Raw genomic sequence first — 21,036 nt, 5'->3', positions numbered from 1 at the left:
ATATGTTTCAAGAGGCGAGGTCGCGATGGCGGAGACAACTCACACGCATACGGGGCACGATGCCCACGCCGGTCACACGCATGGCGCATGCTGTTCGCATGGTCACCATCACGCCGAGGCTGCGCCGACCAAAGTGCTCGATCCGGTCTGCGGCATGACCGTCGATCCCGCGACTGCCAAGAACCGTCTGATTTATCAGGGCCATGAGTATTTCTTCTGCAGCGCGCGCTGTCGCGAGCGGTTCAATGCGAATCCCGAGAGTTTCCTGAAGTCGAAGGAGCCCGCGCCGCCCGCACCAGCCGGCACCATCTATACGTGCCCGATGCACCCGGAGATCCGTCAGGAAGGACCCGGGAGCTGTCCGATCTGCGGCATGGCGTTGGAGCCGGAGCAGGTCTCGCTCGACGACAAGCCCGATCCTGAACTGATCGACATGACCCGGCGCTTCTGGATCGCGCTGGCACTGACATTGCCGGTGTTCGTGCTCGAGATGGGCGCGCATCTCGGCCTGATGCAGCTGGTATCGCAGACCACATCGAACTGGATCTCGTTGGTGCTGGCGACACCCGTGGTGCTGTGGGCCGGCGCGCCGTTCTTCGAACGCGGATGGCGCTCGGTGGTGACGCGCAATCTCAACATGTTCACGCTGATTGCTATGGGTACCGGTGTGGCCTGGATCTACAGCGTTGTGGCCACCTTCGCGCCCGGTCTGTTTCCCGACACGTTCCGTGACCATCACGGTGCAGTGGCGGTCTATTTCGAAGCCGCTGCTGTCATCACAGTGCTCGTTTTGCTCGGACAGGTGCTCGAGCTGCGTGCGCGCAATCAGACGTCAGGTGCTATCCGCGCGCTGCTCGGTCTTGCACCGAAGACCGCGCGGCGCATCGGCAAGGACGGTGATGAGGACGTCGCGCTCGACGCCATCGCCATCGGCGATTTGTTGCGCGTAAGGCCGGGCGAGAAAATTCCGGTCGACGGTGTCGTCACCGAGGGGCGTTCGTCGGTGGATGAATCCATGGTCACCGGCGAGTCCATGCCGGTGAGCAAGGCCGAAGGCGCGCGCGTCATCGGTGGCACCGTCAACCAGAGCGGCGGCCTCGTGCTACGGGCCGACAAGATCGGCCGTGATACGATGTTGTCGCGCATCGTCGACATGGTCGCCAAGGCGCAGCGCTCGCGTGCACCGATCCAGCGTCTCGCGGATCGTGTCGCCGGCTGGTTCGTGCCGGCCGTGCTGGCCGCGGCGGTGATCGCATTCATCGCCTGGGCGACATTCGGGCCGGAGCCGCGGCTCTCGTTCGCGCTTGTTGCTGCGGTCACTGTGCTGATTATCGCGTGCCCCTGCGCGCTCGGTCTCGCAACGCCCATGTCGATCATGGTCGGCGTCGGCCGCGGCGCCCATGCCGGCATTCTGGTGCGTGACGCGCAGGCGCTGGAGCGCCTGGAAAGCATCGACACCATCGTGATCGACAAGACCGGCACGCTGACGGAAGGCAAGCCGAAATTGGTGAGCATCTCGCCGGCGGAAGGGTTCAACGAAAGTGAGATTCTGCAACTTGCTGCAAGTATCGAACGTTCCAGCGAGCATCCGTTGGCGCAAGCCATCGTCAATGAAGCAAAGCAACGCAATGTGGTGCTGAGCGATGCCAGTGACTTCGCCTCGCCGTCCGGCAAAGGCGTATCGGGTGTGGTCAATGGCAAGCGCGTTGCGCTCGGCAATGCGATGCTGATGGACGAATTGAAAGTGGACACGACGCGCTCCGACGGCGTCGCCGAACTGGCGCGGCAGAACGGTGCGACTGCCATCTTCGTGGCCATTGATGGCAGCGTCGCCGGCGTGATGGCGATTGCCGATCCCGTGAAGCCATCGGCGCAGGACGCGTTGAAGAAGCTGCGCGCCGACGGCCTGCGCATCGTCATGCTCACCGGCGACAATGCGACGACGGCTAAAGCCGTCGCAAAGACACTGGGTATCGATGAGGTCGAGGCGGGTGTGTTGCCGGAGCGCAAGAGTGACGTGGTCACACGTCTGCGCGGCGAAGGCCGCCGGGTCGCCATGGTTGGCGATGGCGTCAACGATGCACCTGCGCTGGCTGCTGCGGATGTCGGCATCGCCATGGGGACCGGCACCGATGTCGCGATCGAGAGTGCTGGCGTGACGTTGCTGACCGGCGATCTGATGGGGCTGGTGCGCGCGCGCGAACTATCAAAGGCTGTGATGGGTAATATCCGTCAGAATCTGATTTTCGCCTTCATCTACAATGCGGCCGGCGTGCCGATTGCGGCCGGTGTGCTGTATCCGATCTTCGGCATCCTGCTGTCGCCGATGCTCGGCGCTGCAGCGATGGCGCTGTCCTCGGTGAGCGTGATCGGGAATGCGCTCCGGCTGGCGAAAGTGAAGCTGGACTGACAATTCGCGGGCGCAAAAAAAAAGCCGGACTCAAACGAGTCCGGCTCTGAGGTATTGGCCTCGAGAGGCCGACACAATCACCTTCCAAGAGGGATTACTGAGACTTCGCACCACTGGAGGAGGGGGACAAATGCGCAGCGCAAAATCTCAGCGTCTGAGAAGTATGATCCCTGAAGGTGGCATGCAGCAACGCATCACTTGGCATGTCTGACATGCTGGGAAGCGTGGGCATATCTGCCCTGAAATATTGCGGGTTAGGACGGCCAGCGCTGCGCCTTGCTGACGATGAAGTCGCGGAACACCTGCACACGGGCGACCGTCTTCAACTCTTCGGGATAGACAAAATAAGTGTCGAGTTGAATCGAGTCCGACTCGCTGAAGAGCTGAACCAGACGATCGTTTTCTTCGACCAGGTAGTCCGGCAATGCTGCAATGCCCAAGCCCTGCTGGCAGGCGCGCATCAGGCCCAGAATATTGTTGACCTTGAAGTAGGGTTCGCGCGGGCCGGAGCCGTTGCGCCCGGCATCGATCAGCCAGCTGCGGTTTTGCAGGTGCGGGGACACCTGGGCGTCGCTCAGCATGATAATGCGGTGCCCGTCGAGTTCGTCGAGGGTGCGCGGGGTGCCGAAATGCTTGATATATTCCGGCGAGCAATAAGCGTGGAATCCCATGGCGAACAGCTTGCGCTGGATCAGGTCCGGCTGGGTCGGCTTGCGGGTGCGGATGGCCACATCGGCCTCGCGCATCGACAGGTCGAGTTCCTCGTCGGTGACGATCAGCGAAATGCGGATTTCCGGATAGAGCGCGGTGAACTCGCCAAGGCGTGGGATCAGCCAGTTGATGCCGACGCCCGGGGTTGTGGTGACCTTGAGGTCGCCGCTCGGCCGCTCGCGGCTGTCGGTCAGCTTTGCGCGGGCCGCCTGGAGCTGCATGAACACGTCATGGGCGGTGCGGAACAGCAGGTCGCCCTGTTCGGTGAGGATCAGGCCGCGGGCGTGGCGGTGGAACAGCGAGACCGCCAGTTCCTGCTCAAGCGCGCTCACCTGTCGTGAGACTGCCGATTGCGACAGGCCCAGTTGCTCGCCTGCATGCGTGAAGCTCCCCGCTTCCGCCGCCGCGTGAAACACCTTCAGCTTGTCCCAGTCCATATCTGTAAATCCGTCGCGGGTTCGTTTGATCATCATTCGGCCGCTGCGCGGTCATGAGCATGCGCGGCAAGATAGCGTTCGGCTTCGAGGGCGGCCATGCAGCCCATACCGGCGGCGGTGACCGCCTGCCGATAGGTTTCGTCCGCCACGTCGCCGGCGGCGAACACGCCGGGCATCGAGGTTGCGGTGGAATTCGGAGCCACTTCGACGTAGCCCGAGGGCTTCAGCTTGATCTGGCCCTTGATGAGTTCGGTCGCGGGCGCGTGGCCGATGGCAATGAAGACGCCGTCAGCTGACACCTGAGTGATGGCGCCGGTCTTGACGTTCTTCAGGCGCACATGGGTGACCTTGGCCGGGCCTTCGGTGCCGCAGATCTCATCGAGCGCCGAGTCCCAGACCACCTTGATCTTCGGGTGCTTGAACAATCGCTCCTGCAGGATGCGTTCGGCGCGGAAATGGTCGCGGCGATGCACGATGGTGACCTGGGAGGCGAAATTGGTCAGGAACAAAGCTTCCTCGACGGCCGTGTTGCCGCCGCCGACCACGATCACTTCCTTGTTGCGATAGAAGAATCCGTCGCAGGTGGCGCAGGCGGATACGCCGCCGCCCTGGAATTTCTCTTCCGAGGGGATGCCGAGCCACCGCGCCTGCGCGCCGGTGGCCAGGATCACGGTTTCGGCCAGATAGACATCGCCGCTGTCGCAGGTCAGGCGGAACGGGCGCTGGCTCAGATCCATGTCACTGACCAGATCGGTGACGATCTTGGTGCCGACGTGATGCGCCTGCTTCTCCATCTGCTCCATCAACCAGGGACCCTGGACGACGTCGGCGAAGCCCGGATAGTTCTCGACATCTGTCGTGATGGTCAGCTGGCCGCCGGGCTGAATCCCCTGGATCAGGACGGGCTCGAGCATCGCACGTGCGGCGTAGATAGCGGCAGTGTAGCCAGCCGGGCCTGAGCCGATGATGACGACTTTGGCATGGATGGGGGCGGCCATGGTCGAGTCCCTTTCTGAAGGGAAATTGGTCATTGCTGAGGCGAAATGTGCCGGCGAACACGTCGCTGCGGCGTCGAAAGTCTTGTCTGCTAGTGTAGAATATCTGGCGAGCCATGCAAGAATTGCAATTCGTCCCGGCAATTTTTCCCCCGGAGACACTTAATTTCTGCGATGCACGCGCAATAAAATTGCGCAAGTTGCGGCTCCTGCGCTAAGAGAGTTCAAACGGTTTCTTTGAATACCAGCCAGGATCCGCGCCGCGTGCCGAAAAGCCTAGACGACATCGACCTCAAAATTCTCAGCGAAATCCAGGCCGACGGCCGAATCACCAATGTGGAACTCGCCAAGCGCGTTGGCATCTCGCCGCCGCCCTGCCTGCGGCGGGTCCGGACGCTGGAAGAGGCTGGCTATATCCAGGGCTACCGCGGGTTGCTGGATCCGCGATTGCTCGGTTTCGACGTTACCGTGTTTGCCTCGGTCCACCTGTCGAGCCAGGCCGATGCCGATCTCAAGGCGTTCGAGGATTTCGTCCGCAAGGAGCCGTTGGTGCGGGAGTGCTGGATGCTGTCGGGCGAGATCGACTTCATCCTGAAATGCGTGGCGCCAGATATGGCGACCTTTCAGGATTTCGTCGGCCATCTCACGGCCGCACCGCATGTCCGCAACGTCCGCACGTCCTTGGTCTTGCAGAATTCGAAATACGCAGCCGCGGTGCCGCTCGAGCTGAGGGCCGCGGATTAGCAGCGAGCGCTAAAAGCAAAGGGCGCCCACCTTGCGGTGAGCGCCCTTTTTTATTGCCGTGATGTCGAGCTTAGCTCTTCTTGCGCAGTATCGCGTCGAGGCTGATCGGGCCTCCGCCTGACGTCGCAAGATAGAGGCAGGAGAAGCAGAACAGGATGGCAGCGGTGCCGCCGTTGAGCAGCGGCAGGAAAACCGGATCCGCGCCTTTAAACATGTGACCGAGGAAGTAAGCGAAAGCCATTTCGCCGGCGAGGATGAACGCAACTGGGCGCGTGAACAGGCCGAGCAGCAGCAGCGCACCGCCGACGAGTTCAAGCGTTGCCGCGACCTGGATCAACGGCGGGATATTCGCGAAATAGGGCAGAACCGGAAATTTGAAGATCTTGGCGATGCCATACTGCAGCAGCAGCAGGCCCGTGATGAAGCGGAAAAGGCTTAGTGCAGCAGGCTGAAATTTAGCGAAGGCTTGGTCCATGTCATTAGTCCCCCTGTGATGACCATCGTTTCTAGCATTACTGCAATGCAAAATGCTGGTCACTCTCGTGTGAAAACACGTGAGCTGTGGAAGTATTCCAGAAGTTTTCGTGAGTAGCGATGGCTGGATACCGCCATCAGGGGATAATAAAAAAGCCGCGCATCATGCGCGGCTTTCTTGTTTCGCGTTGAGCGCTGTCGATCAGCGCCACTCGACCTTGGTGATCTCATAGGCCTTGGCCCCGCCGGGAGCGACGACTTCGACCGATGCGCCTTTGCTCTTGCCGATCAGCGCACGCGCCAGTGGCGAGGTAATCGAGATGCGACCTTTCTTGGCATCAGCCTCGGGCTCGCCGACGATCTGCCAGACTGCCTTCTTCTCGGTGTCCTCATCGATCAGCGTCACGGTCGCGCCGAACTTGATGGTATCGCCGGACAGCTTCGAGATATCGATGATATCGGCGCGGGCGAGCTTGTCCTCGATATCGCTGATGCGGCCTTCATTATGCGACTGCTCTTCCTTGGCGGCGTGATACTCGGCATTTTCCGAGAGGTCGCCATGGGAGCGCGCTTCGGCGATCTGCTCGATGATCCGCGGACGGTGCACCGACTGACGTTCCTTCAGCTCGACCTCCAGCGCAGCGTAGCCACCTGCTGTCATCGGGACCTTCTCAACCATTCTCTTCGTCCTCTAACGTCATGCGGAACGCGGCGGCGCGCGCATGAAACCATTCGTTCTGCAAGATGTCGGCTTGGCTGCGCTTGCAGCCAGTTCAGACGCCGGCTTCGAGTGCCGAAACAAAACAAAGACGCGACCGGTGAGTTCCGGTCGTGCCTTGCCTAGCTGATCTCGTCGGACCTGCAGTCCGCCCGAATTCAGGCTTCGGAAAAGTAACTCTGCAATGTGCGGACCTCAAGGTCCCCGCCCAGATAGGCCCGGACGCCCTGTGCAGCCGCCACGGCACCCGAAAGAGTGGTGTAATACGGTACTTTATGCAAGAGGGCAGCCCGCCGCAGCGAGCGGCTGTCCGCCAGGGCCTGCGGCCCGTCGGTGGTGTTCAGAACCAGCTGAATCTCGCCATTGGTGATGGCATCGACGATGTGCGGCCGGCCTTCCAGCACCTTGTTGATCTTCTCGGCGGGGACGCCGTTGTCGACCAGGAAGCGCTGGGTCCCCGATGTCGCGAGCACCTTGAAGCCGTTCGACGAGAGCAGCTTCACGGCATCGAGAATGCGCGTCTTGTCGCTTTCGCGCACCGACACGAACACGGTGCCACTGCGCGGCACGCGGGTGCCGCCGCCGAGCTGGCTCTTGGCGAAGGCGATTTCGAACGAGCGATCGATGCCCATCACTTCGCCGGTGGAGCGCATCTCCGGGCCGAGCACCGTATCGACGCCGGGGAAGCGCGCGAACGGGAAGACCGATTCCTTGACGCCGACATGGTCGAGCTTGCGCTTCTTCAGATTGAAGTCGGCGAGCTTCTCGCCGGCCATGATACGCGCGGCGATCTTGGCCACCGGCATGCCCATCACCTTGGCAACGAAAGGCACGGTGCGCGACGCGCGCGGATTGACTTCGAGCACGTAGATGTCGCGATCCTTGACCGCGAACTGGACGTTCATCAGTCCGACCACGTCGAGGCCGAGCGCCATGTCGCGGGTCTGACGTTCGAGCTCGGCGATCATGTCGTCGTCGAGCGAATGCGGCGGCAGCGAGCAAGCCGAGTCGCCGGAGTGAATGCCGGCTTCCTCGATATGCTCCATGATGCCGACGATGAAGGTATCCTTGCCATCGCACAGGCAGTCGACGTCGACTTCGATGGCATCCGACAGATAGCGATCGAACAGCAGCGGATTGGTGCCGAGCACCGTATTGATCTGGCCGGTCTTGTCGTTCGGATAGCGCGCCTTGACGTCGCCAGGCACCAGCTCCGGCAGCGTGCCGAGCAGGTAATCGCCGAGCTGGCTTTCCTCGCGGATGATCTGCATCGCGCGGCCGCCGAGCACGTAGGATGGACGCACCACCAGCGGCAGGCCGAGATCGGCTGCGACAAGGCGGGCCTGTTCGACCGAATAGGCGATGCCGTTCTTCGGCTGCTTCAGCTTGAGCTTGTCGAGGATGCGCTTGAAGCGATCGCGATCTTCGGCAAGATCGATGGCATCCGGCGAGGTACCGAGGATCGGCACGTCGGCGGCTTCCAGCGCGCGCGCGAGCTTCAGCGGGGTCTGGCCGCCGAACTGCACGATCACGCCGTGCAGCGTGCCGTTCTGACGTTCGGTGTCGATGATTTCGAGCACGTCTTCGGCGGTCAGTGGCTCGAAATACAGGCGATCCGCGGTGTCGTAGTCGGTCGACACGGTCTCCGGATTGCAGTTGACCATGATGGTTTCGTAGCCGGCGTCGGCGAGCGCGAAGCAGGCGTGACAGCAGCAATAGTCGAACTCGATGCCTTGGCCGATACGGTTCGGGCCGCCGCCAAGAATGATGACCTTGTTCTTGTCCGACGGCTGACTCTCGTCAGCGAAGGCGCCTGCGAAGGACGACTCATAGGTCGAATACATGTAAGCGGTCGGCGAGGCGAATTCGGCGGCGCAAGTGTCGATGCGCTTGAACACCGGTCGCACATCGAGCGAGCGGCGCAGGGTCTTGACGTCGGCCTCGGTCTTGCCGGCGAGCACGGCGAGGCGCGCGTCGGAGAAGCCCATGGCCTTCAGCGTCCGCATGCCGAAGGCGTTGGCGGGCAGGCCATTGGCCTTCACCTTGGCTTCCATCTCGACAATGCCGCGCATCTCGGCGAGGAACCACGGATCGATCTTGCAAGAGTTGAAGATCTCCTCATCGGTCCAGCCCAGACGCATGGCCTGACCGACTTGCAACAGACGGTCCGGCGTCGGTGTACCCAGAGCAGCGCGGATCGCGTTCTTGTCGTCGCCGCGGCCGAGATCCTCGATCTCGATTTCGTCGAGACCGGTCAGGCCGGTTTCAAGTCCGCGCAGCGCCTTCTGCAAGCTTTCCTGGAATGTGCGGCCGATGGCCATCACTTCGCCGACCGACTTCATCGACGTCGTCAGCGTGCGCGATGCGCCGGGGAATTTCTCGAAGGCGAAACGGGGAATCTTGGTGACGACATAGTCGATGGTCGGCTCGAACGACGCAGGCGTTGCGCCGCCGGTAATGTCGTTGGCGATTTCATCGAGTGTGTAACCGACAGCGAGCTTCGCTGCGACCTTGGCGATCGGGAAACCGGTGGCCTTCGAGGCCAGCGCCGACGAGCGCGACACGCGCGGATTCATTTCGATCACGACCATGCGGCCGTCGGCAGGATTGACGCCGAACTGCACGTTGGAGCCGCCGGTCTCGACGCCGATCTCGCGCAGCACCGCCAGCGAGGCGTCGCGCATGATCTGATATTCCTTGTCGGTCAGCGTCAGCGCCGGCGCGACGGTGATGGAGTCACCGGTATGCACGCCCATCGGATCGAGATTCTCGATCGAGCAGATGATGATGCAGTTGTCTTTTTTATCGCGGACGACTTCCATCTCGTACTCTTTCCAGCCGAGCACTGACTCTTCGATCAGCACTTCGTTGGTCGGAGACGCGTCGAGGCCGCGCTCGATGATGTCGAGGAATTCTTCGCGGTTATAGGCAATGCCGCCGCCGGTACCGCCCATGGTGAAGGACGGGCGGATGATCGCGGGCAAACCAATTTCAGACAGCGCCATCAGCGCCTGGCCGAGGGCATGCTCCTGATAGCGCTTGCGGCGGTCGCCTTCATGCAGCACCCACTGCCGCTCGTGCTCGGCCAGCGCGTCGCCGGTCAGCTTGGCTTTTTCGGCCTGGTGCTGCTCGCGGTATTGCTTCTTCAGCGCGGATGCATTGGCGAGCCGCGACTTCGGCGTCTCCAGGCCAATCTTCGTCATCGCCTCGCGAAACAGCTGGCGGTCTTCGGCCTTGTCGATCGCTTCGGCGGTGGCGCCGATCATCTCGACGTCGAACTTCTCCAGCGTGCCCTGCTGGCGCAGCGACAGCGCGCAGTTCAGCGCGGTCTGGCCGCCCATGGTCGGCAGTAGCGCAAAACCCTTGGAGCGGTCGCCGCGCTCTTTTTCGATGATCTTGGCGACGATCTCGGGTGTGATCGGCTCGATATAGGTCGCGTCCGCCAGTTCCGGGTCCGTCATGATCGTGGCCGGATTGGAATTGACCAGAACGATCCGGTAGCCCTCTTCCTTGAGCGTCTTGACGGCTTGTGTGCCCGAATAGTCGAACTCGCAGGCCTGGCCGATCACGATAGGACCGGCGCCGATGATCAGGATGGTGGATATGTCGGTGCGTTTTGGCATTTAAACTCGCGGTGGTGACAAATCGGCACAAAAAAAGGGCGCGCATACGCGCGTCCCTCGGGCCCGGGCGCCAAACCAGCCATTGACCCCTCAGGGAGCCATAGGCCGATCCTCGCGCGCGGCTGTCTTTAGACCACTATAACGGGGCGGGGAAGGCTTTTGAAGGTGCCATCAACCGGCAATTTGGGCCGGTTTCGGGCGCTTCAGAAGGTGTCCGGCGAGGACGAGCGCGAGGGCTGCCGCCTCGGCGCAGCCGCCGATCCAGCCGAGGTGGTTGGAGCTCAATGTCGACAGCACCACGCCGCCCAACGCGCTGCCGGCGGCAAAGCCGATATACATGGCCGAGGCGTTCAGCGAGAGCGCGATGACCGAGGCTTCCGGCGTGACGCGCACGAGATGTGCGACCTGTCCGGGATAGAACATCCAGCCGGCAATGCCCTGGGTAAAAATGAAGACCAGAAACAGCACGCCCGCAGTGGCGGGCGGCGCGAATGTCAGGGCCACCGATTGCAGCGTCAGTGACAGCATCATGCCGATCAGGCCCAGCGTCGAGGTCCGGAGCGGCCCGATACGGTCGGACATCGCGCCGCCCAGGGTATTTCCGATGGCCGCGGCGACGCCAAAGACCAGCAGTGCCAGACTGATTCCGTTGGCGTCAAAGCCGAGCCGATGCAGCGGCACAGCCAGATAGGTGAATGAGGTAAAGCCCCCGAGGCCCCACATGCAGGTTACGGCAAGGGTTTTCAGCACTTCGGGATGGCGCGCAACGGCGAGCCTCTGACCGAGGGTGGCAGCAGTGCGCGGCAAACCGCGGGGCAATCCCAGCAGCAGCCCGGCCAATGCGACGGCGCCGAGCGCTGCGACCATCACGAATGTCGACCGCCAGCCAAAATGACTGCCGACCCAGGTTCCGAGCGGCACGCCCAGAACCGTCGCCACCGTCAGGCCGGAGATCACCAGCGACGCGGCGCGGCCACGGCGTTCCGGTGCAGCGATCGCGATTGCGACGGCCATGGCGGTCGGCATGCACAGTCCGGCGCCCACGGCCATCAGCATGCGCGACAGCAGGAGCGTGCCGAATGTGGTCGCAACGGCCGCCAAAAGATTTCCGACGATGAAACAGACCAGCGCCAGCGAGACGACGGTGCGGCGGTCAAAATTGCTGAACAGCACAGCCAGGATCGGCGAGCCGATGGCATAAGTGATGGCGTAAACGGTGACCAATTGTCCCGTAGCCGCCAACGTGACGTTCAGGTCCGTTGCCATGATTGGAAGAAGACCAGCAATTACAAATGCTTCGGTCCCAATCGCAAATGCCGCAAGGGCCAGCCAGAAAACGCTCATCGCCAAATCCTTAGTTCAAGGTCTGTTGAACTATTGATGCGGCGGTGCAGAATGTCAAATGGTTCAAGAAATATTGAACATTGCGGCAGCCGGCCGGAATCAGTATTGAGGAGTCATGAGCCGCATTCTCCCGCATCCCACGCGCGAACAGATCGAATTGCCTGGCGTGATGGATTGCCTGAGCGATCCGATCCGGCTGGCGATCGTCTACAATCTGGCCAAACGCGAGAAAGAGGTCGGAGAATTGCGCTGCGGCGATTTTTACGGCCTCAGCGGCAAGTCCAATCTCGCCTATCATTTTGCGAAACTGCGCGAGGCCGGCCTGATGGAAACGCGCGCGGTGGGGACGGCGAGGTTGATGAAACTGCGCCGCGAAGATCTCGAGAGCAGATTTCCGGGTTTGCTGGATGCGGTGCTCGCATCGGCTGAGCGCGATGCCGAGCGCCTGCAGCTTCCGGTGCTGGAATTCACCGAAGCCTGACAGCGCCGACCCACTGGTAAATGTCTGAAAGGTTGGAGGCCCAGCCTGGACTTGAACCAGGATAAAGAGCGATGCATCGCCCCCGCGTAGACATTTCCGCCACCGGGCCGAGCACAATGTTACCGATCACGGGGTGGCGATCCACCTCAAGTTTTGTAAACCGTCCGTTAACCTTAATCGTCCGTTTGCCCCAGCCGATACCTCAGAATGCGTGATGGGCGACAAAGGTCATGCGCGAGGAATTGTGGCCGATATTGACCGGCGCCCGCGAGGCCCGGAAACCGGCCGCGGTCAGCTTGGCCAGCATCTCCGCCTCGCTGTAGCGCTGCAGGCCGACCTTGGTGCGCAGCTGGCGGTAGTCCGAGAGGGCCGTGCGCACGAGGCCCACGAAAGCATCCCAGAGAAAGCCGTGTTCCCGGGCGAGCTTCAGCAACGCCATGACGTCGGTCGCCATGCCGACATCGGGCTGCAGGATGTCGCCGACTACCAGCTTGCCGCCAGGCGCCAGCAGCCGCTTGATGATCGCAAAGGCATCGTCGAGTTCGGGGCCTGTCATGTACTGAGCCACCGAATTCATGACAGCCAGGTCGATCGACTGCGCCGTCATGTTGCGCAACTCTTCCAGCGACCGGACCCGGATTTTGGTGTTGGGCGCGAAGCGGGCGACCAGTCGGCCGCGAACGCCAGGCGCGGGCTCTGCCAGGATCAGCTTGCTGCAGGCATTGGCCACTTTGGCGGCCGAGAGTGCTTCGCCGCAGGCGTAGTCGAGCACGACGGCATCCTGAGAGGCGATGTAGCCAATGATATCGCGGGCGATGACCTCGAAATGCACGTCACGATGCAGCTTGCTCGCATAAATCGTATGCGTGGAATCGTAATAATCGATCCAATCTTCCATCGTCTGCCCGGCCCGATTGTTGTTCCCGTGTCGGGAACCCCTATATTTGTGATGCGTTGAAACGGTCTAGAGCGTTTTCAGGCGCGTGGGAAACCGCCTTTCCTTCAAGAACCGCAGTTTTCGGAAATTTGCAGTGCTTTCCGTCAAGACCACTCCGATTTTTCCTGAAATCTTCCGCCCTGACGACAACCCTCCAGCCATCAAATCATCCGACACGGGAAGGTAAGTAACGTGAGCACCAAGACATCGAAAATCGCTGCCGAAATGAATACCCCGACTGACCTCTCAGCCGACGCCGTGGAGAAGGTGGCCAAGGCGCTGAACGGGTTGCTCGCCGACGCTTTCGCGCTTTACCTGAAGACCAAGAATTTTCACTGGCATCTCAGCGGGCGCCATTTCCGCGACTATCACCTGATGCTCGACGAGCAGTCCGACCAGATTTTTGCGACGACTGACCCATTGGCAGAGCGCGTGCGCAAGATCGGCGGTCGCACGCTGCGTTCGATCGGCGAAGTCGCCAAGCTGCAGACCATCAAGGACAATGACGAGGCTTATGTGCCGCCGGTGGAGATGCTGCGCGAGCTGATGAACGACAACAAGAAGATGGCAGCGGCGATGCGCAAGGCTCACGAGGTCTGCGACGACGCCAAGGACATCGCCAGCGCCAGCCTGCTTGAAAACTACATCGACGACACCGAGCGCCGCACCTGGTTCCTGTTCGAGGCGTCGCAGCAGGAAGGCGGCAACGAGGCGTAAGCTTCGTTCCCGATTGAATATGTCAAAGCGCCCGCTTCACAGCGGGCGTTTTCATGTGGAGATGCTGCCGTTGTTCGGCACAAGCGCTGGGCCGCGGTTATTCAGGCTGAATACCGAGCTCCTGAATCGTCTTGCCCGTGGCGACAAGCTCGGCGTCGAAAAAGCGCTTCGCGCCCGCAGGCGTCACCACGTCACCGGAGGCGACATCGAAGCCTAGCACGGGCGCGCGCTCCTGCACGTCCGGCGATTTCAGTGCCTGCGCAATCTCGGCACTGAGTTTGTCGACGATCTCGGCAGGTGTCCCGGTCGGGGCCATCATCATGAACCAGCCTTGCAGATCCGCGCCCTTCAACGTCTCGGCAATTGCGGGCACATCCGGCAATGAATCGACGCGCTTGTTGCCGGCAATGGCGAGTGCCCGCAGCGTACCGGCCTTGATGAAGGACTCAGCCACCGATGCGGACTGGATCGTCACCTGGGTGCGTCCGGTCAGGCTGTCCTGGATCGCGTTGGTGATGGTGTTGTAGGGGACCAGGACGAAACTGATGCCCGCCTGCTTGTTGATGGTCTGTGCGATCAGGCCGGAAATGTTGCGCGCGCCGTCGACCGCCATGCTCAGGGAACCGGGGGCGGATTTTTCGAGCGCAATCAATTCCGCAAGCGTCTTTGCTTTCACTTCGGGATTGACGAGCAGCACGTGGTTGCTGCGCGCCACCATCGCCACCGGCACGAAATCCTTCACGGGATCGTAGGGCAGCTTCTTGAACGTATAGGGATTGGTGACCAGCGCCGCCGACGTCGCGAACAGGAAGGTGTAGCCGTCGGGCGCGGCGCGCGCGACCGTCTGTGCGCCGACGAGGTTCGCGGCGCCCGGGCGGTTCTCAACGATGAATTGTTGTCCGAGCGAGCGGGAGAGTTTTTCGGCGACGATGCGGCACAGCACATCCGGGCTGTTGCCCGCCGCCTGCGGCACCACGATCGTCACCGGCTTTTGCGGCCATGATTGCGCGTGGGCGGGCAGCGAGAGGCAAAGAATGCCACCGGTCAACAAGATACGACGGGACAATGTGAGCATGAACTTCCTCCTGAAATGGTTGGCCTGCGATTTCTGATCGCTTGTTGAGGCGTGCTTTTTGAACGAGCGGGTCTTTGTCGTGCGAAGCAGCCCGCGGCGCTGGCGGTGCGGGCTGCCGCTTGCATCAGGCTTCGTCGGCCACGCCGTTGCGCAGCACACCTAGCCGATCGATCTCGACTTCGACGATATCGCCCGGCTTCAGCCAGAGCGGAGGCGTGCGCTTGGCGCCGACGCCGCCCGGCGTGCCGGTGGCGATCACGTCGCCCGGCTCAAGACGGGTGAAGGACGAGCAGTATTCGATCTGACGCGGGATATCGAAGATCATTTGATCGATGGTGGCGTCCTGCACGACCTGGCCATTGACGCGGGTCTGCAGCCGCAGCGGCGCCACGTCGCCGAGTTCGTCCGGCGTCATCATCCAGGGGCCGAAGCCGCCGGTCTCCGGAAAATTCTTGCCGGGCGTGAACTGATGGGTGTGACGCTGGAAATCGCGCACGCTGCCTTCATTGTAGCAGGCGTAACCGGCGATATGGCTCCACGCATCGGCCTGCGTGATGTGGCGGCCGGGCTTGCCGATAATGATGGCGAGTTCGCCTTCGAAGTCGAGGTGGGTCGAGACCTTCGGCCGGATGATATTGGTGAGATGACCGGCCTGACTGTTGGCGAAGCGGCCAAACACCGTGGGATTGTCGACCTCGGCGCGTCCGGTTTCCTTGCGGTGCATCTCGTAGTTCAGGCCGATGCAGAGAATCTTGTCCGGATTCGGAATCACCGGCAACCAGGTAATATCAGCCGTCGGGATACGTTTGGCCTTGTCCGCTGCATCACGCACCACGGACAGAGCGTCGGCTGCAATGACGGATTTGAGATCGGGATAGCGCGCTCCAAGAACCGCGCCGATGTCGAGTGCCTCGTCGCCCTCGATCACACCCCAGGTCTTGCTGGTGCCGATCTGAAAACTTGCCAATTTCATCGTGATGTCCTCGCTGTGGAAGCTGCGTGTCCGTGGGGAATGGTGGTGTGGCGACGCTGTGCGGCCGGCGTGATCATCGGAGCCGCTCAGCAAGATCGGTGAGCAGCGCGTCGAGTGCGCTGGTCTCGCTGGCGACGCCGAAGACGTAATGGTCGGGTCTGACGACGGCGGCATGGCAGCCGTGGCGATCGAACCAGGCAGCGAGAACGCCATCTTCTTCAGTAAGTACGTCATCGGCGGAGGGGCCGATGCGAATTGGCCTGATGTCCAGCCGAGTCAGGATCGCTCGCAGATCGGGACTGAGCTCCAGTTCGTTGCGCATATCGAGCACAAGCCGCCATCCAGTGCCGGCGACGCTATCGAGACGGCGCCGTCCTTCTGCAGTCCTGATCCAGGGCTGTGGAAACAACGTGCCGTGTGCCGTGTGGAGGGGAAATGCCAGTAGTCCCGTCTGCAAGGGCGGCACGATTTCCTGACGGGTGATGGTGCGGGGTTGGCCGCCACCCTCCGCAAGAATGCGCTCGTCGCGTGCTGCTGCGGCGTCGGGATCGCGTTCGCAGATCACATGACCGATGGCCTTGATGCGGGAAGTGAGCTGGCGCACATGCTCGCCGCGCTCCTCGCCGTAGCTGTCGAGCAATTTTGCATTGGATTGTCCGCGGAGTACGCGGTCGAGCTTCCAGACCAGATTGCCGACATCGCGGATACCCTGGCACATACCCTGGCCGATGAAGGGCGGCTGCTGATGTGCGGCATCGCCGGCGAGGAAGATGCGGCCGCGTCGCCATTCCTTCGCGACGAGCGCATGAAACCGGTAGCTCGCAGCACGCCACAGCGTGGCATCATCAGGCGTGATCCAGCGCGCAAGCAGTCGCCAGACTTGCGCGGCCGTTTCCATCTCGCGCGGATCTTCGCCGGGCAGCAGCATGATTTCGAAGCGACGATGATTGCCGGGGCCGATGATGAAGGTCGTGGGCCGCGACGGATCGCAGAATTGCGCCGCGGTCTGCGGCAGTCTGCTGAGGGAGGCGTCGTTGACCTGAAGATCGACGACAAGCCAGGGCTCATCGAAGACAAGATCCTCGAATGCGATGCCAAGCTGTTGCCGGGTGCCGCTCGATGCGCCGTCGCAGGCGATGACGTAGTCGGCGGTGACGTCGCGCGTCACGCCGCGGTCGTTCCGCAAATGCAGCGTCACACGGTCGGTCGGTTGCGTGAAGCCGAGCAGTTCGGTGCCCAGCTCGACCTCGACGCTGTCATAGGCCGCGGCATGTTCGCGCAAGGCAGCTTCGACCGGTGGCTGCGTGAACACCATGCTGGGCGTGTAACCGAGCGGATAGGGCTCCGCGACCATGTCGATGCGGCGGATCAGCTGCCCCTTGGCACCGAAATGCTGGGAGGCGGGGAACGGAGCAACGTAAGGCAGCACGCGCTCTGCCGCGCCGAGATTGTCGAGCAGACGCAGGATCTCATGATCGATCGCGATCGCACGCGGCTTGTCATAGACCTCTAGCTGACGGTCGATGGCCAGCGTGCGGATGCCACGGTCGCCAAGAAGACTGGCCGCGACGGCGCCCGATGGGCCATGACCGACCACGACGACCTGAAAATCATTCTGCTGCTGTTCGGATGAAAGCGTCACGCGGCACTCCAGTCGGCATAAGGAACCGCGGTCTGTGCTGCCTTGACGTGATCGGCTTTCGGTGGGGCGATACCCCAATGATCGGTGCGGCCGGGTGGCCAGACCCATTCCGACGGCCCGCGCACCACATAGCTGTCATCGACCTGCAGAACCTCGGCGGTGTATTCGATCACGGTCCCGACCGGATCGATGAAATAGGCAAACACATTGTCGCCGGGGCCGTGGCGGCCGACGCCCCAGGCAATGGGAAAGCCGGCATCGATCATGCGACCCGAGCCGCGCATCACCGCTTCGAGATCCGGCATCAGGAAGGCGACGTGGTTGAGCCCGTTCACGGCAGCGTCGGCGATGACGATGGCGTGGTGGTCGCTGTTGCAGCGAACGAAGGCCATGATCTTCGAGCGGTCGGTGAGACGAAAGCCGAGCGCCTGTTCGTAGAACGCGGCGAGATCATCGACAGCGGTGCTGTTGATGTTGACATGCGCGAGACGCGTCGGCCGGTTGGCCGATGACGGAGCTTCGGCATGTTGCAGGTCGCCATGAACGAAGCGCATCACGCCGCCGTCCGGCGCGCGAATGCTTATGATCGTTCCGCCATCGGGCTCCGGATTCGGAGCCGGGACTGAGAGCAGCGTGGCCCCGTGCTTCACCGATGTTGCAGCGATCGTTTCGAATTCTGCATCCGAATGCAGCCGGAACGTGATGGCCCGAAGCGCGGGGCGATCGCCCTGCCGCAAGGCGACGACATGGTGATCGGTACCGCTGGCGCGCAGATAGCTGACGCCTTCGTGGCGTGTCACGAGGTCGAGCCCCCACACAGAGGTGTAGAACTGCTCGGATTGCAGCAGATCCGGCGTATCGAGATCGACGCTGCGCAGGGCGGAGATCGGGAAATGGGTCATTGCGAAGCCTGCTCGTCAAGACCGAGGAAACGTCTTGCATTGGCGTGAAGGACGAGATTGCGCGTGGCCTCGTCGCTGATGGCCGATGCGGCGCGCGTTGCCGGCGTGCGATCGTGAAATGCGAACGGGTAGTCTGTGCCGAGGATGATCTGCGTCGCGCCGAACTTGGCGATCAGGTGCAGCAGCGTGGGATCGTCATAGACCAGCGCATCGTAATAGAGGCGGCGTGCCTGCAGGGTCGGCGATTCCTGGATGCTCTCCTGCAGCACGGGGAACACCTGATAGCCCTCCTGAAGCCGCGGCAGCAGCGACGCGAGCGTGCCGCCGCCGTGGCTGAACGCCATGCGCAGGCGCGGGTGGCGCAGCAAGAGGTTCGAGGTGATGACGGATGCGGCAGCGAGGCCGACATCGGTCGGATAGGCCAGTACCTGCTGTAATTGCGCCGGGCCGACGAGGCGGTCCATGCCGCAGGGCCGCAAGGCGTGGACGAACACCGCCATGTCGAGCTTCTCGACCTCGGCGAAGAATCCGTCGAAGTCGGGAGACCCGATCGGCTTGCCGTTGATGTTGCTGCCGATCTCGATGCCCGCAAAGCCGAGTTCGTGTTTCAGCCGATGCAGCTCGGTGATGGCGCGGTCGATGTCCTGCAGCGGTACCGCGCCGAGGCCGACAAGCCGGCCACCGGAATGCATGACCATCTCGGCCATCTGGTCGTTGATGTAGCGGAGCAGGTCACCGGCCGGTTCGGGCTCCATCCAATAGGACAGCAGCTCCGGCATCGGCGAAATGGCCTGCACGCCGAGTCCCATCTCCGCCATATCAGCGACGCGCTTGGCGACATCCCAGCAGCGATCCGACACCGTGCGATAGACGCGGCCGGCCATCATCACATGCTTGTGGCAGGGTTTGGCATCCGCCATCGACGGCCAGTCGGCTGGCACTGCTGCGCCCATATAGGACGGGAAGGAGGCGGGTACGACATGCGCGTGGATATCGATCCCGCAGCTGCATGTGGAGATGGCGCTCATGGCTGTGACCGGGCCATGCGCGGCCGGACGGCTGCAAAAACTGCCGATGCCTCAGGCGCTTGCGGAGCCTTGCCATACATTGTCGCGCCTCCCGGCCAGTCATCTCTCAGGACCTTGGGGAACTAATATCTATAGAAATCTTATCGTACAACAAAAATTTATATATTTTTATGAAATCAGAAAAAGTGTATAGAAATCGCAGCCGACAGGCAGATGATTCCGGGATCTGGGAACGTGGACACAACATCACTTGAATTGGCTTCGCCGCCGCCGTCCTCGACCCAGGCCAGCACGGTCTATGACCGGCTGCGGGAGGACTTGCTGTCCGGACGGCTCGAGCCGAGCCGGAAACTCCAGATGCGTTTTCTGACCGAACTGTATCAGACCGGTCAGACGCCACTCCGCGAGGCGCTCAACCGGCTGACCGCCGATGGTCTGGTGGAGTGCCGCGAGCAGCGCGGATTCTATGTCGCGGATATCAGCCGCAGCGAACTGGCCGAACTGACCAAGACCCGGTGCTGGGTCGAGAGTCTGGCGCTGCGGGAATCCATGGCGGCCTCGACGCCGCAATGGGAGGAGCAGCTTCTGCTCGCGCAACATCGCCTCGGGCGAACCCCGCGCTCGCTCAATGCCGAACACTTCGAAGACAATCCGGAATGGGAGCGGCTGCACCGCGTCTATCACCGCACCTTGATCGGGAATTGCGGTTCGCAGTCCCTGATCGCGTTCTGCGGACAACTCGCCGACCAGCTCTACCGCTATCGACGTCTGTCGATCCGCAAGGCATTCCCGTCACGCCATGTGACGGACGAGCATCAGGCGATCATGACTGCTGTTTTGAGCGGCGATGCGGACCATGCCGTGGATCTGCTCACCGCGCATTACAGGCAGACCGCTGAAGTCATTCTCCAGGACAAGCAGATCTTCTCAGAACTGCACGAGGGCGAAGACGCCGCATCGTAGAGGGCACGGACGCAGGCCGAGCAAGCGCCTCTGCGGGCATGAAAAAGGCCTCGCGACGCATGCAAGGCCTTGGAAACATGTCTGCAAGATTTGGTAGGCAGAAAATTTGGTAGCGAGGAGTGGACTCGAACCACCGACCCCAGGATTATGATTCCCGTGCTCTAACCAACTGAGCTACCCCGCCACGGCATCCGGAGGGGACAAATTGTCCCCCGGCGAATGCGCGGCATATAAGAAGTCGAGGGACTCGATGTCAAGCAAAGTAGCGCCTGAAATCGGTACCTGAATAGATGTTCCCGCAACCCGGTCGCTGATTTGGAGATCGGGCAGCTATCGCCGCCCGATCAGGCACTTATGGCCACGTCTAGCCGCCGTCGAAGGCCTTTTTCAGGGCGGCCAGATCGAGTTTGACCATGCCCATCATGGCCGTCATGGCACGCTTGGCGCCCTCGCCATTCTCGCTGGCAAGCATTTCAGTAAAGCCGTTCGGCACGATCTGCCATGGCACGCCCCAGCGGTCGTTGATCCAGCCACAGGCGTTTGCCTTGCCGCCACTTGTCAAAATGGCGTCCCACACACGATCGACCTCGGCCTGGTCTTCGCAATGGATGGTGAAGGACACGGCCGTGCTGAATGTGGCGGGGCTGCCGCCATTGAGGCCAATGAAGCTTTGGCCGGCCAGCGTGAAGCCGACCACCAGCACGTTGCCTGCTTTGCCGCCGGGATAATCGATCGGGGCGCGCTGCACGCGATCGATGGAGGAATTGGGCACCAGCGAGCAGTAGAATCTGGCGGCTTCCTCGGCCTCGGTCTCGTACCAGATGCAGGGTGAGATCTTTGACATCGCTGCTATCCCTCTCTC

Annotated in this window: 18 protein-coding genes and 1 tRNA gene; 5 read left to right on the top strand and 14 right to left on the bottom strand. The window is 61.9% G+C overall.

Annotated features, from left to right (window positions below; all coding sequences use genetic code 11):
• Positions 1 to 25: 25 nt before the first annotated feature.
• Complete coding sequence (locus AC1DUY_RS06380) at positions 26 to 2,410, top strand: heavy metal translocating P-type ATPase (protein ID WP_478113089.1); 2,385 nt, start codon at positions 26 to 28, stop codon at positions 2,408 to 2,410.
• Positions 2,411 to 2,664: 254 nt separating this feature from the next.
• Here AC1DUY_RS06380 and AC1DUY_RS06375 read toward each other — a convergent pair whose 3' ends face one another.
• Entirely contained in the window at positions 2,665 to 3,558 is an 894-nt protein-coding gene (locus AC1DUY_RS06375) for a LysR family transcriptional regulator (RefSeq protein WP_089266250.1), read from the bottom strand.
• A 32-nt stretch (positions 3,559 to 3,590) separates the two neighbouring features.
• Positions 3,591 to 4,556, bottom strand: a complete 966-nt coding sequence (gene trxB / locus AC1DUY_RS06370; RefSeq protein ID WP_093757106.1) for a thioredoxin-disulfide reductase — start codon at positions 4,554 to 4,556, stop codon at positions 3,591 to 3,593.
• Between the two features lie 261 nt (positions 4,557 to 4,817).
• Between trxB and AC1DUY_RS06365 the strand changes: the two genes are divergently transcribed.
• Entirely contained in the window at positions 4,818 to 5,297 is a 480-nt protein-coding gene (locus AC1DUY_RS06365; protein WP_068730339.1) for an Lrp/AsnC family transcriptional regulator, read from the top strand.
• Positions 5,298 to 5,367: 70 nt separating this feature from the next.
• On the opposite strand, the gene AC1DUY_RS06360 is transcribed toward AC1DUY_RS06365, so the two are convergent.
• From AC1DUY_RS06360 to AC1DUY_RS06345, 4 genes are all read right to left on the bottom strand, one after another.
• Positions 5,368 to 5,772 carry a DoxX family protein gene (locus tag AC1DUY_RS06360; protein WP_093757105.1) on the bottom strand — a complete coding sequence of 135 codons (405 nt, stop codon included), beginning with the start codon at positions 5,770 to 5,772 and terminating at the stop codon, positions 5,368 to 5,370.
• Positions 5,773 to 5,973: 201 nt separating this feature from the next.
• A complete protein-coding gene (greA, locus tag AC1DUY_RS06355) occupies positions 5,974 to 6,450 on the bottom strand; it encodes a transcription elongation factor GreA (protein ID WP_068728727.1) in 477 nt (158 codons plus the stop codon).
• Positions 6,451 to 6,647: 197 nt separating this feature from the next.
• Positions 6,648 to 10,112: a carbamoyl-phosphate synthase large subunit gene (carB, locus tag AC1DUY_RS06350; protein ID WP_231079290.1), complete on the bottom strand. Its 3,465-nt coding sequence runs from the start codon at positions 10,110 to 10,112 to the stop codon at positions 6,648 to 6,650.
• Between the two features lie 171 nt (positions 10,113 to 10,283).
• Positions 10,284 to 11,456, bottom strand: a complete 1,173-nt coding sequence (locus AC1DUY_RS06345) for an MFS transporter (protein ID WP_478113085.1) — start codon at positions 11,454 to 11,456, stop codon at positions 10,284 to 10,286.
• 115 nt (positions 11,457 to 11,571) lie between these two features.
• Here AC1DUY_RS06345 and AC1DUY_RS06340 point away from each other — a divergent pair, with 115 nt between their 5' ends.
• Entirely contained in the window at positions 11,572 to 11,937 is a 366-nt protein-coding gene (locus AC1DUY_RS06340) for an ArsR/SmtB family transcription factor (protein ID WP_089265920.1), read from the top strand.
• Positions 11,938 to 12,139: 202 nt separating this feature from the next.
• Here the strand turns inward: AC1DUY_RS06340 and AC1DUY_RS06335 are convergent, their stop codons facing one another.
• Positions 12,140 to 12,835, bottom strand: coding sequence for a class I SAM-dependent methyltransferase (locus AC1DUY_RS06335; RefSeq protein WP_439059835.1), 696 nt, complete (start codon positions 12,833 to 12,835; stop codon positions 12,140 to 12,142).
• 264 nt (positions 12,836 to 13,099) lie between these two features.
• Here AC1DUY_RS06335 and AC1DUY_RS06330 point away from each other — a divergent pair, with 264 nt between their 5' ends.
• Complete coding sequence (locus AC1DUY_RS06330; RefSeq protein ID WP_089266251.1) at positions 13,100 to 13,591, top strand: Dps family protein; 492 nt, start codon at positions 13,100 to 13,102, stop codon at positions 13,589 to 13,591.
• Between the two features lie 97 nt (positions 13,592 to 13,688).
• Here the strand turns inward: AC1DUY_RS06330 and AC1DUY_RS06325 are convergent, their stop codons facing one another.
• The 5 genes from AC1DUY_RS06325 to AC1DUY_RS06305 form a co-directional block, all read right to left on the bottom strand.
• A complete protein-coding gene (locus tag AC1DUY_RS06325) occupies positions 13,689 to 14,666 on the bottom strand; it encodes a Bug family tripartite tricarboxylate transporter substrate binding protein (RefSeq protein WP_478113084.1) in 978 nt (325 codons plus the stop codon).
• 124 nt (positions 14,667 to 14,790) lie between these two features.
• Complete coding sequence (locus AC1DUY_RS06320; RefSeq protein WP_439065012.1) at positions 14,791 to 15,639, bottom strand: fumarylacetoacetate hydrolase family protein; 849 nt, start codon at positions 15,637 to 15,639, stop codon at positions 14,791 to 14,793.
• Between the two features lie 73 nt (positions 15,640 to 15,712).
• On the bottom strand, positions 15,713 to 17,281 hold the full coding sequence (gene mhpA, locus AC1DUY_RS06315) for a bifunctional 3-(3-hydroxy-phenyl)propionate/3-hydroxycinnamic acid hydroxylase MhpA (protein ID WP_478113082.1): 1,569 nt from the start codon (positions 17,279 to 17,281) through the stop codon (positions 15,713 to 15,715).
• Entirely contained in the window at positions 17,278 to 18,183 is a 906-nt protein-coding gene (locus AC1DUY_RS06310) for a VOC family protein (protein WP_478113080.1), read from the bottom strand. The genes mhpA and AC1DUY_RS06310 overlap by 4 nt, the downstream gene beginning before the upstream one ends.
• Positions 18,180 to 19,211, bottom strand: a complete 1,032-nt coding sequence (locus tag AC1DUY_RS06305) for an amidohydrolase family protein (RefSeq protein WP_478113078.1) — start codon at positions 19,209 to 19,211, stop codon at positions 18,180 to 18,182. Before AC1DUY_RS06305 ends, AC1DUY_RS06310 begins: the two co-directional genes overlap by 4 nt.
• Before the next feature lie 234 nt (positions 19,212 to 19,445).
• Here AC1DUY_RS06305 and AC1DUY_RS06300 point away from each other — a divergent pair, with 234 nt between their 5' ends.
• On the top strand, positions 19,446 to 20,174 hold the full coding sequence (locus AC1DUY_RS06300) for a GntR family transcriptional regulator (protein ID WP_231079308.1): 729 nt from the start codon (positions 19,446 to 19,448) through the stop codon (positions 20,172 to 20,174).
• Positions 20,175 to 20,281: 107 nt separating this feature from the next.
• Here AC1DUY_RS06300 and AC1DUY_RS06295 read toward each other — a convergent pair.
• Both AC1DUY_RS06295 and AC1DUY_RS06290 read right to left on the bottom strand, forming a co-directional pair.
• A tRNA-Met gene (locus tag AC1DUY_RS06295) sits at positions 20,282 to 20,358 on the bottom strand.
• Positions 20,359 to 20,538: 180 nt separating this feature from the next.
• Complete coding sequence (locus AC1DUY_RS06290) at positions 20,539 to 21,018, bottom strand: VOC family protein (protein ID WP_478113074.1); 480 nt, start codon at positions 21,016 to 21,018, stop codon at positions 20,539 to 20,541.
• Positions 21,019 to 21,036: the final 18 nt, after the last annotated feature.

It is taken from the genome of Tardiphaga sp. P4_G1 (assembly GCF_056401215.1).
Note: the sequence above shows the minus strand (reverse complement) of the source record. Positions and strands in the feature narration are given on the sequence as shown.

What these genes read in the sequence shown, in the direction of transcription:
- AC1DUY_RS06380 (WP_478113089.1), top strand. Translation starts at nt 26, where the DNA reads ATGGCGGAGACAACTCACACGCATACGGGGCACGATGCCCACGCCGGT.
- AC1DUY_RS06375 (WP_089266250.1), bottom strand. Translation starts at nt 3,558, where the DNA reads ATGGACTGGGACAAGCTGAAGGTGTTTCACGCGGCGGCGGAAGCGGGG.
- trxB (WP_093757106.1), bottom strand. Translation starts at nt 4,556, where the DNA reads ATGGCCGCCCCCATCCATGCCAAAGTCGTCATCATCGGCTCAGGCCCG.
- AC1DUY_RS06360 (WP_093757105.1), bottom strand. Translation starts at nt 5,772, where the DNA reads ATGGACCAAGCCTTCGCTAAATTTCAGCCTGCTGCACTAAGCCTTTTC.
- greA (WP_068728727.1), bottom strand. Translation starts at nt 6,450, where the DNA reads ATGGTTGAGAAGGTCCCGATGACAGCAGGTGGCTACGCTGCGCTGGAG.
- carB (WP_231079290.1), bottom strand. Translation starts at nt 10,112, where the DNA reads ATGCCAAAACGCACCGACATATCCACCATCCTGATCATCGGCGCCGGT.
- AC1DUY_RS06345 (WP_478113085.1), bottom strand. Translation starts at nt 11,456, where the DNA reads ATGAGCGTTTTCTGGCTGGCCCTTGCGGCATTTGCGATTGGGACCGAA.
- AC1DUY_RS06340 (WP_089265920.1), top strand. Translation starts at nt 11,572, where the DNA reads ATGAGCCGCATTCTCCCGCATCCCACGCGCGAACAGATCGAATTGCCT.
- AC1DUY_RS06335 (WP_439059835.1), bottom strand. Translation starts at nt 12,835, where the DNA reads ATGGAAGATTGGATCGATTATTACGATTCCACGCATACGATTTATGCG.
- AC1DUY_RS06330 (WP_089266251.1), top strand. Translation starts at nt 13,100, where the DNA reads ATGAATACCCCGACTGACCTCTCAGCCGACGCCGTGGAGAAGGTGGCC.
- AC1DUY_RS06325 (WP_478113084.1), bottom strand. Translation starts at nt 14,666, where the DNA reads ATGCTCACATTGTCCCGTCGTATCTTGTTGACCGGTGGCATTCTTTGC.
- AC1DUY_RS06320 (WP_439065012.1), bottom strand. Translation starts at nt 15,639, where the DNA reads ATGAAATTGGCAAGTTTTCAGATCGGCACCAGCAAGACCTGGGGTGTG.
- AC1DUY_RS06310 (WP_478113080.1), bottom strand. Translation starts at nt 18,183, where the DNA reads ATGACCCATTTCCCGATCTCCGCCCTGCGCAGCGTCGATCTCGATACG.
- AC1DUY_RS06305 (WP_478113078.1), bottom strand. Translation starts at nt 19,211, where the DNA reads ATGAGCGCCATCTCCACATGCAGCTGCGGGATCGATATCCACGCGCAT.
- AC1DUY_RS06290 (WP_478113074.1), bottom strand. Translation starts at nt 21,018, where the DNA reads ATGTCAAAGATCTCACCCTGCATCTGGTACGAGACCGAGGCCGAGGAA.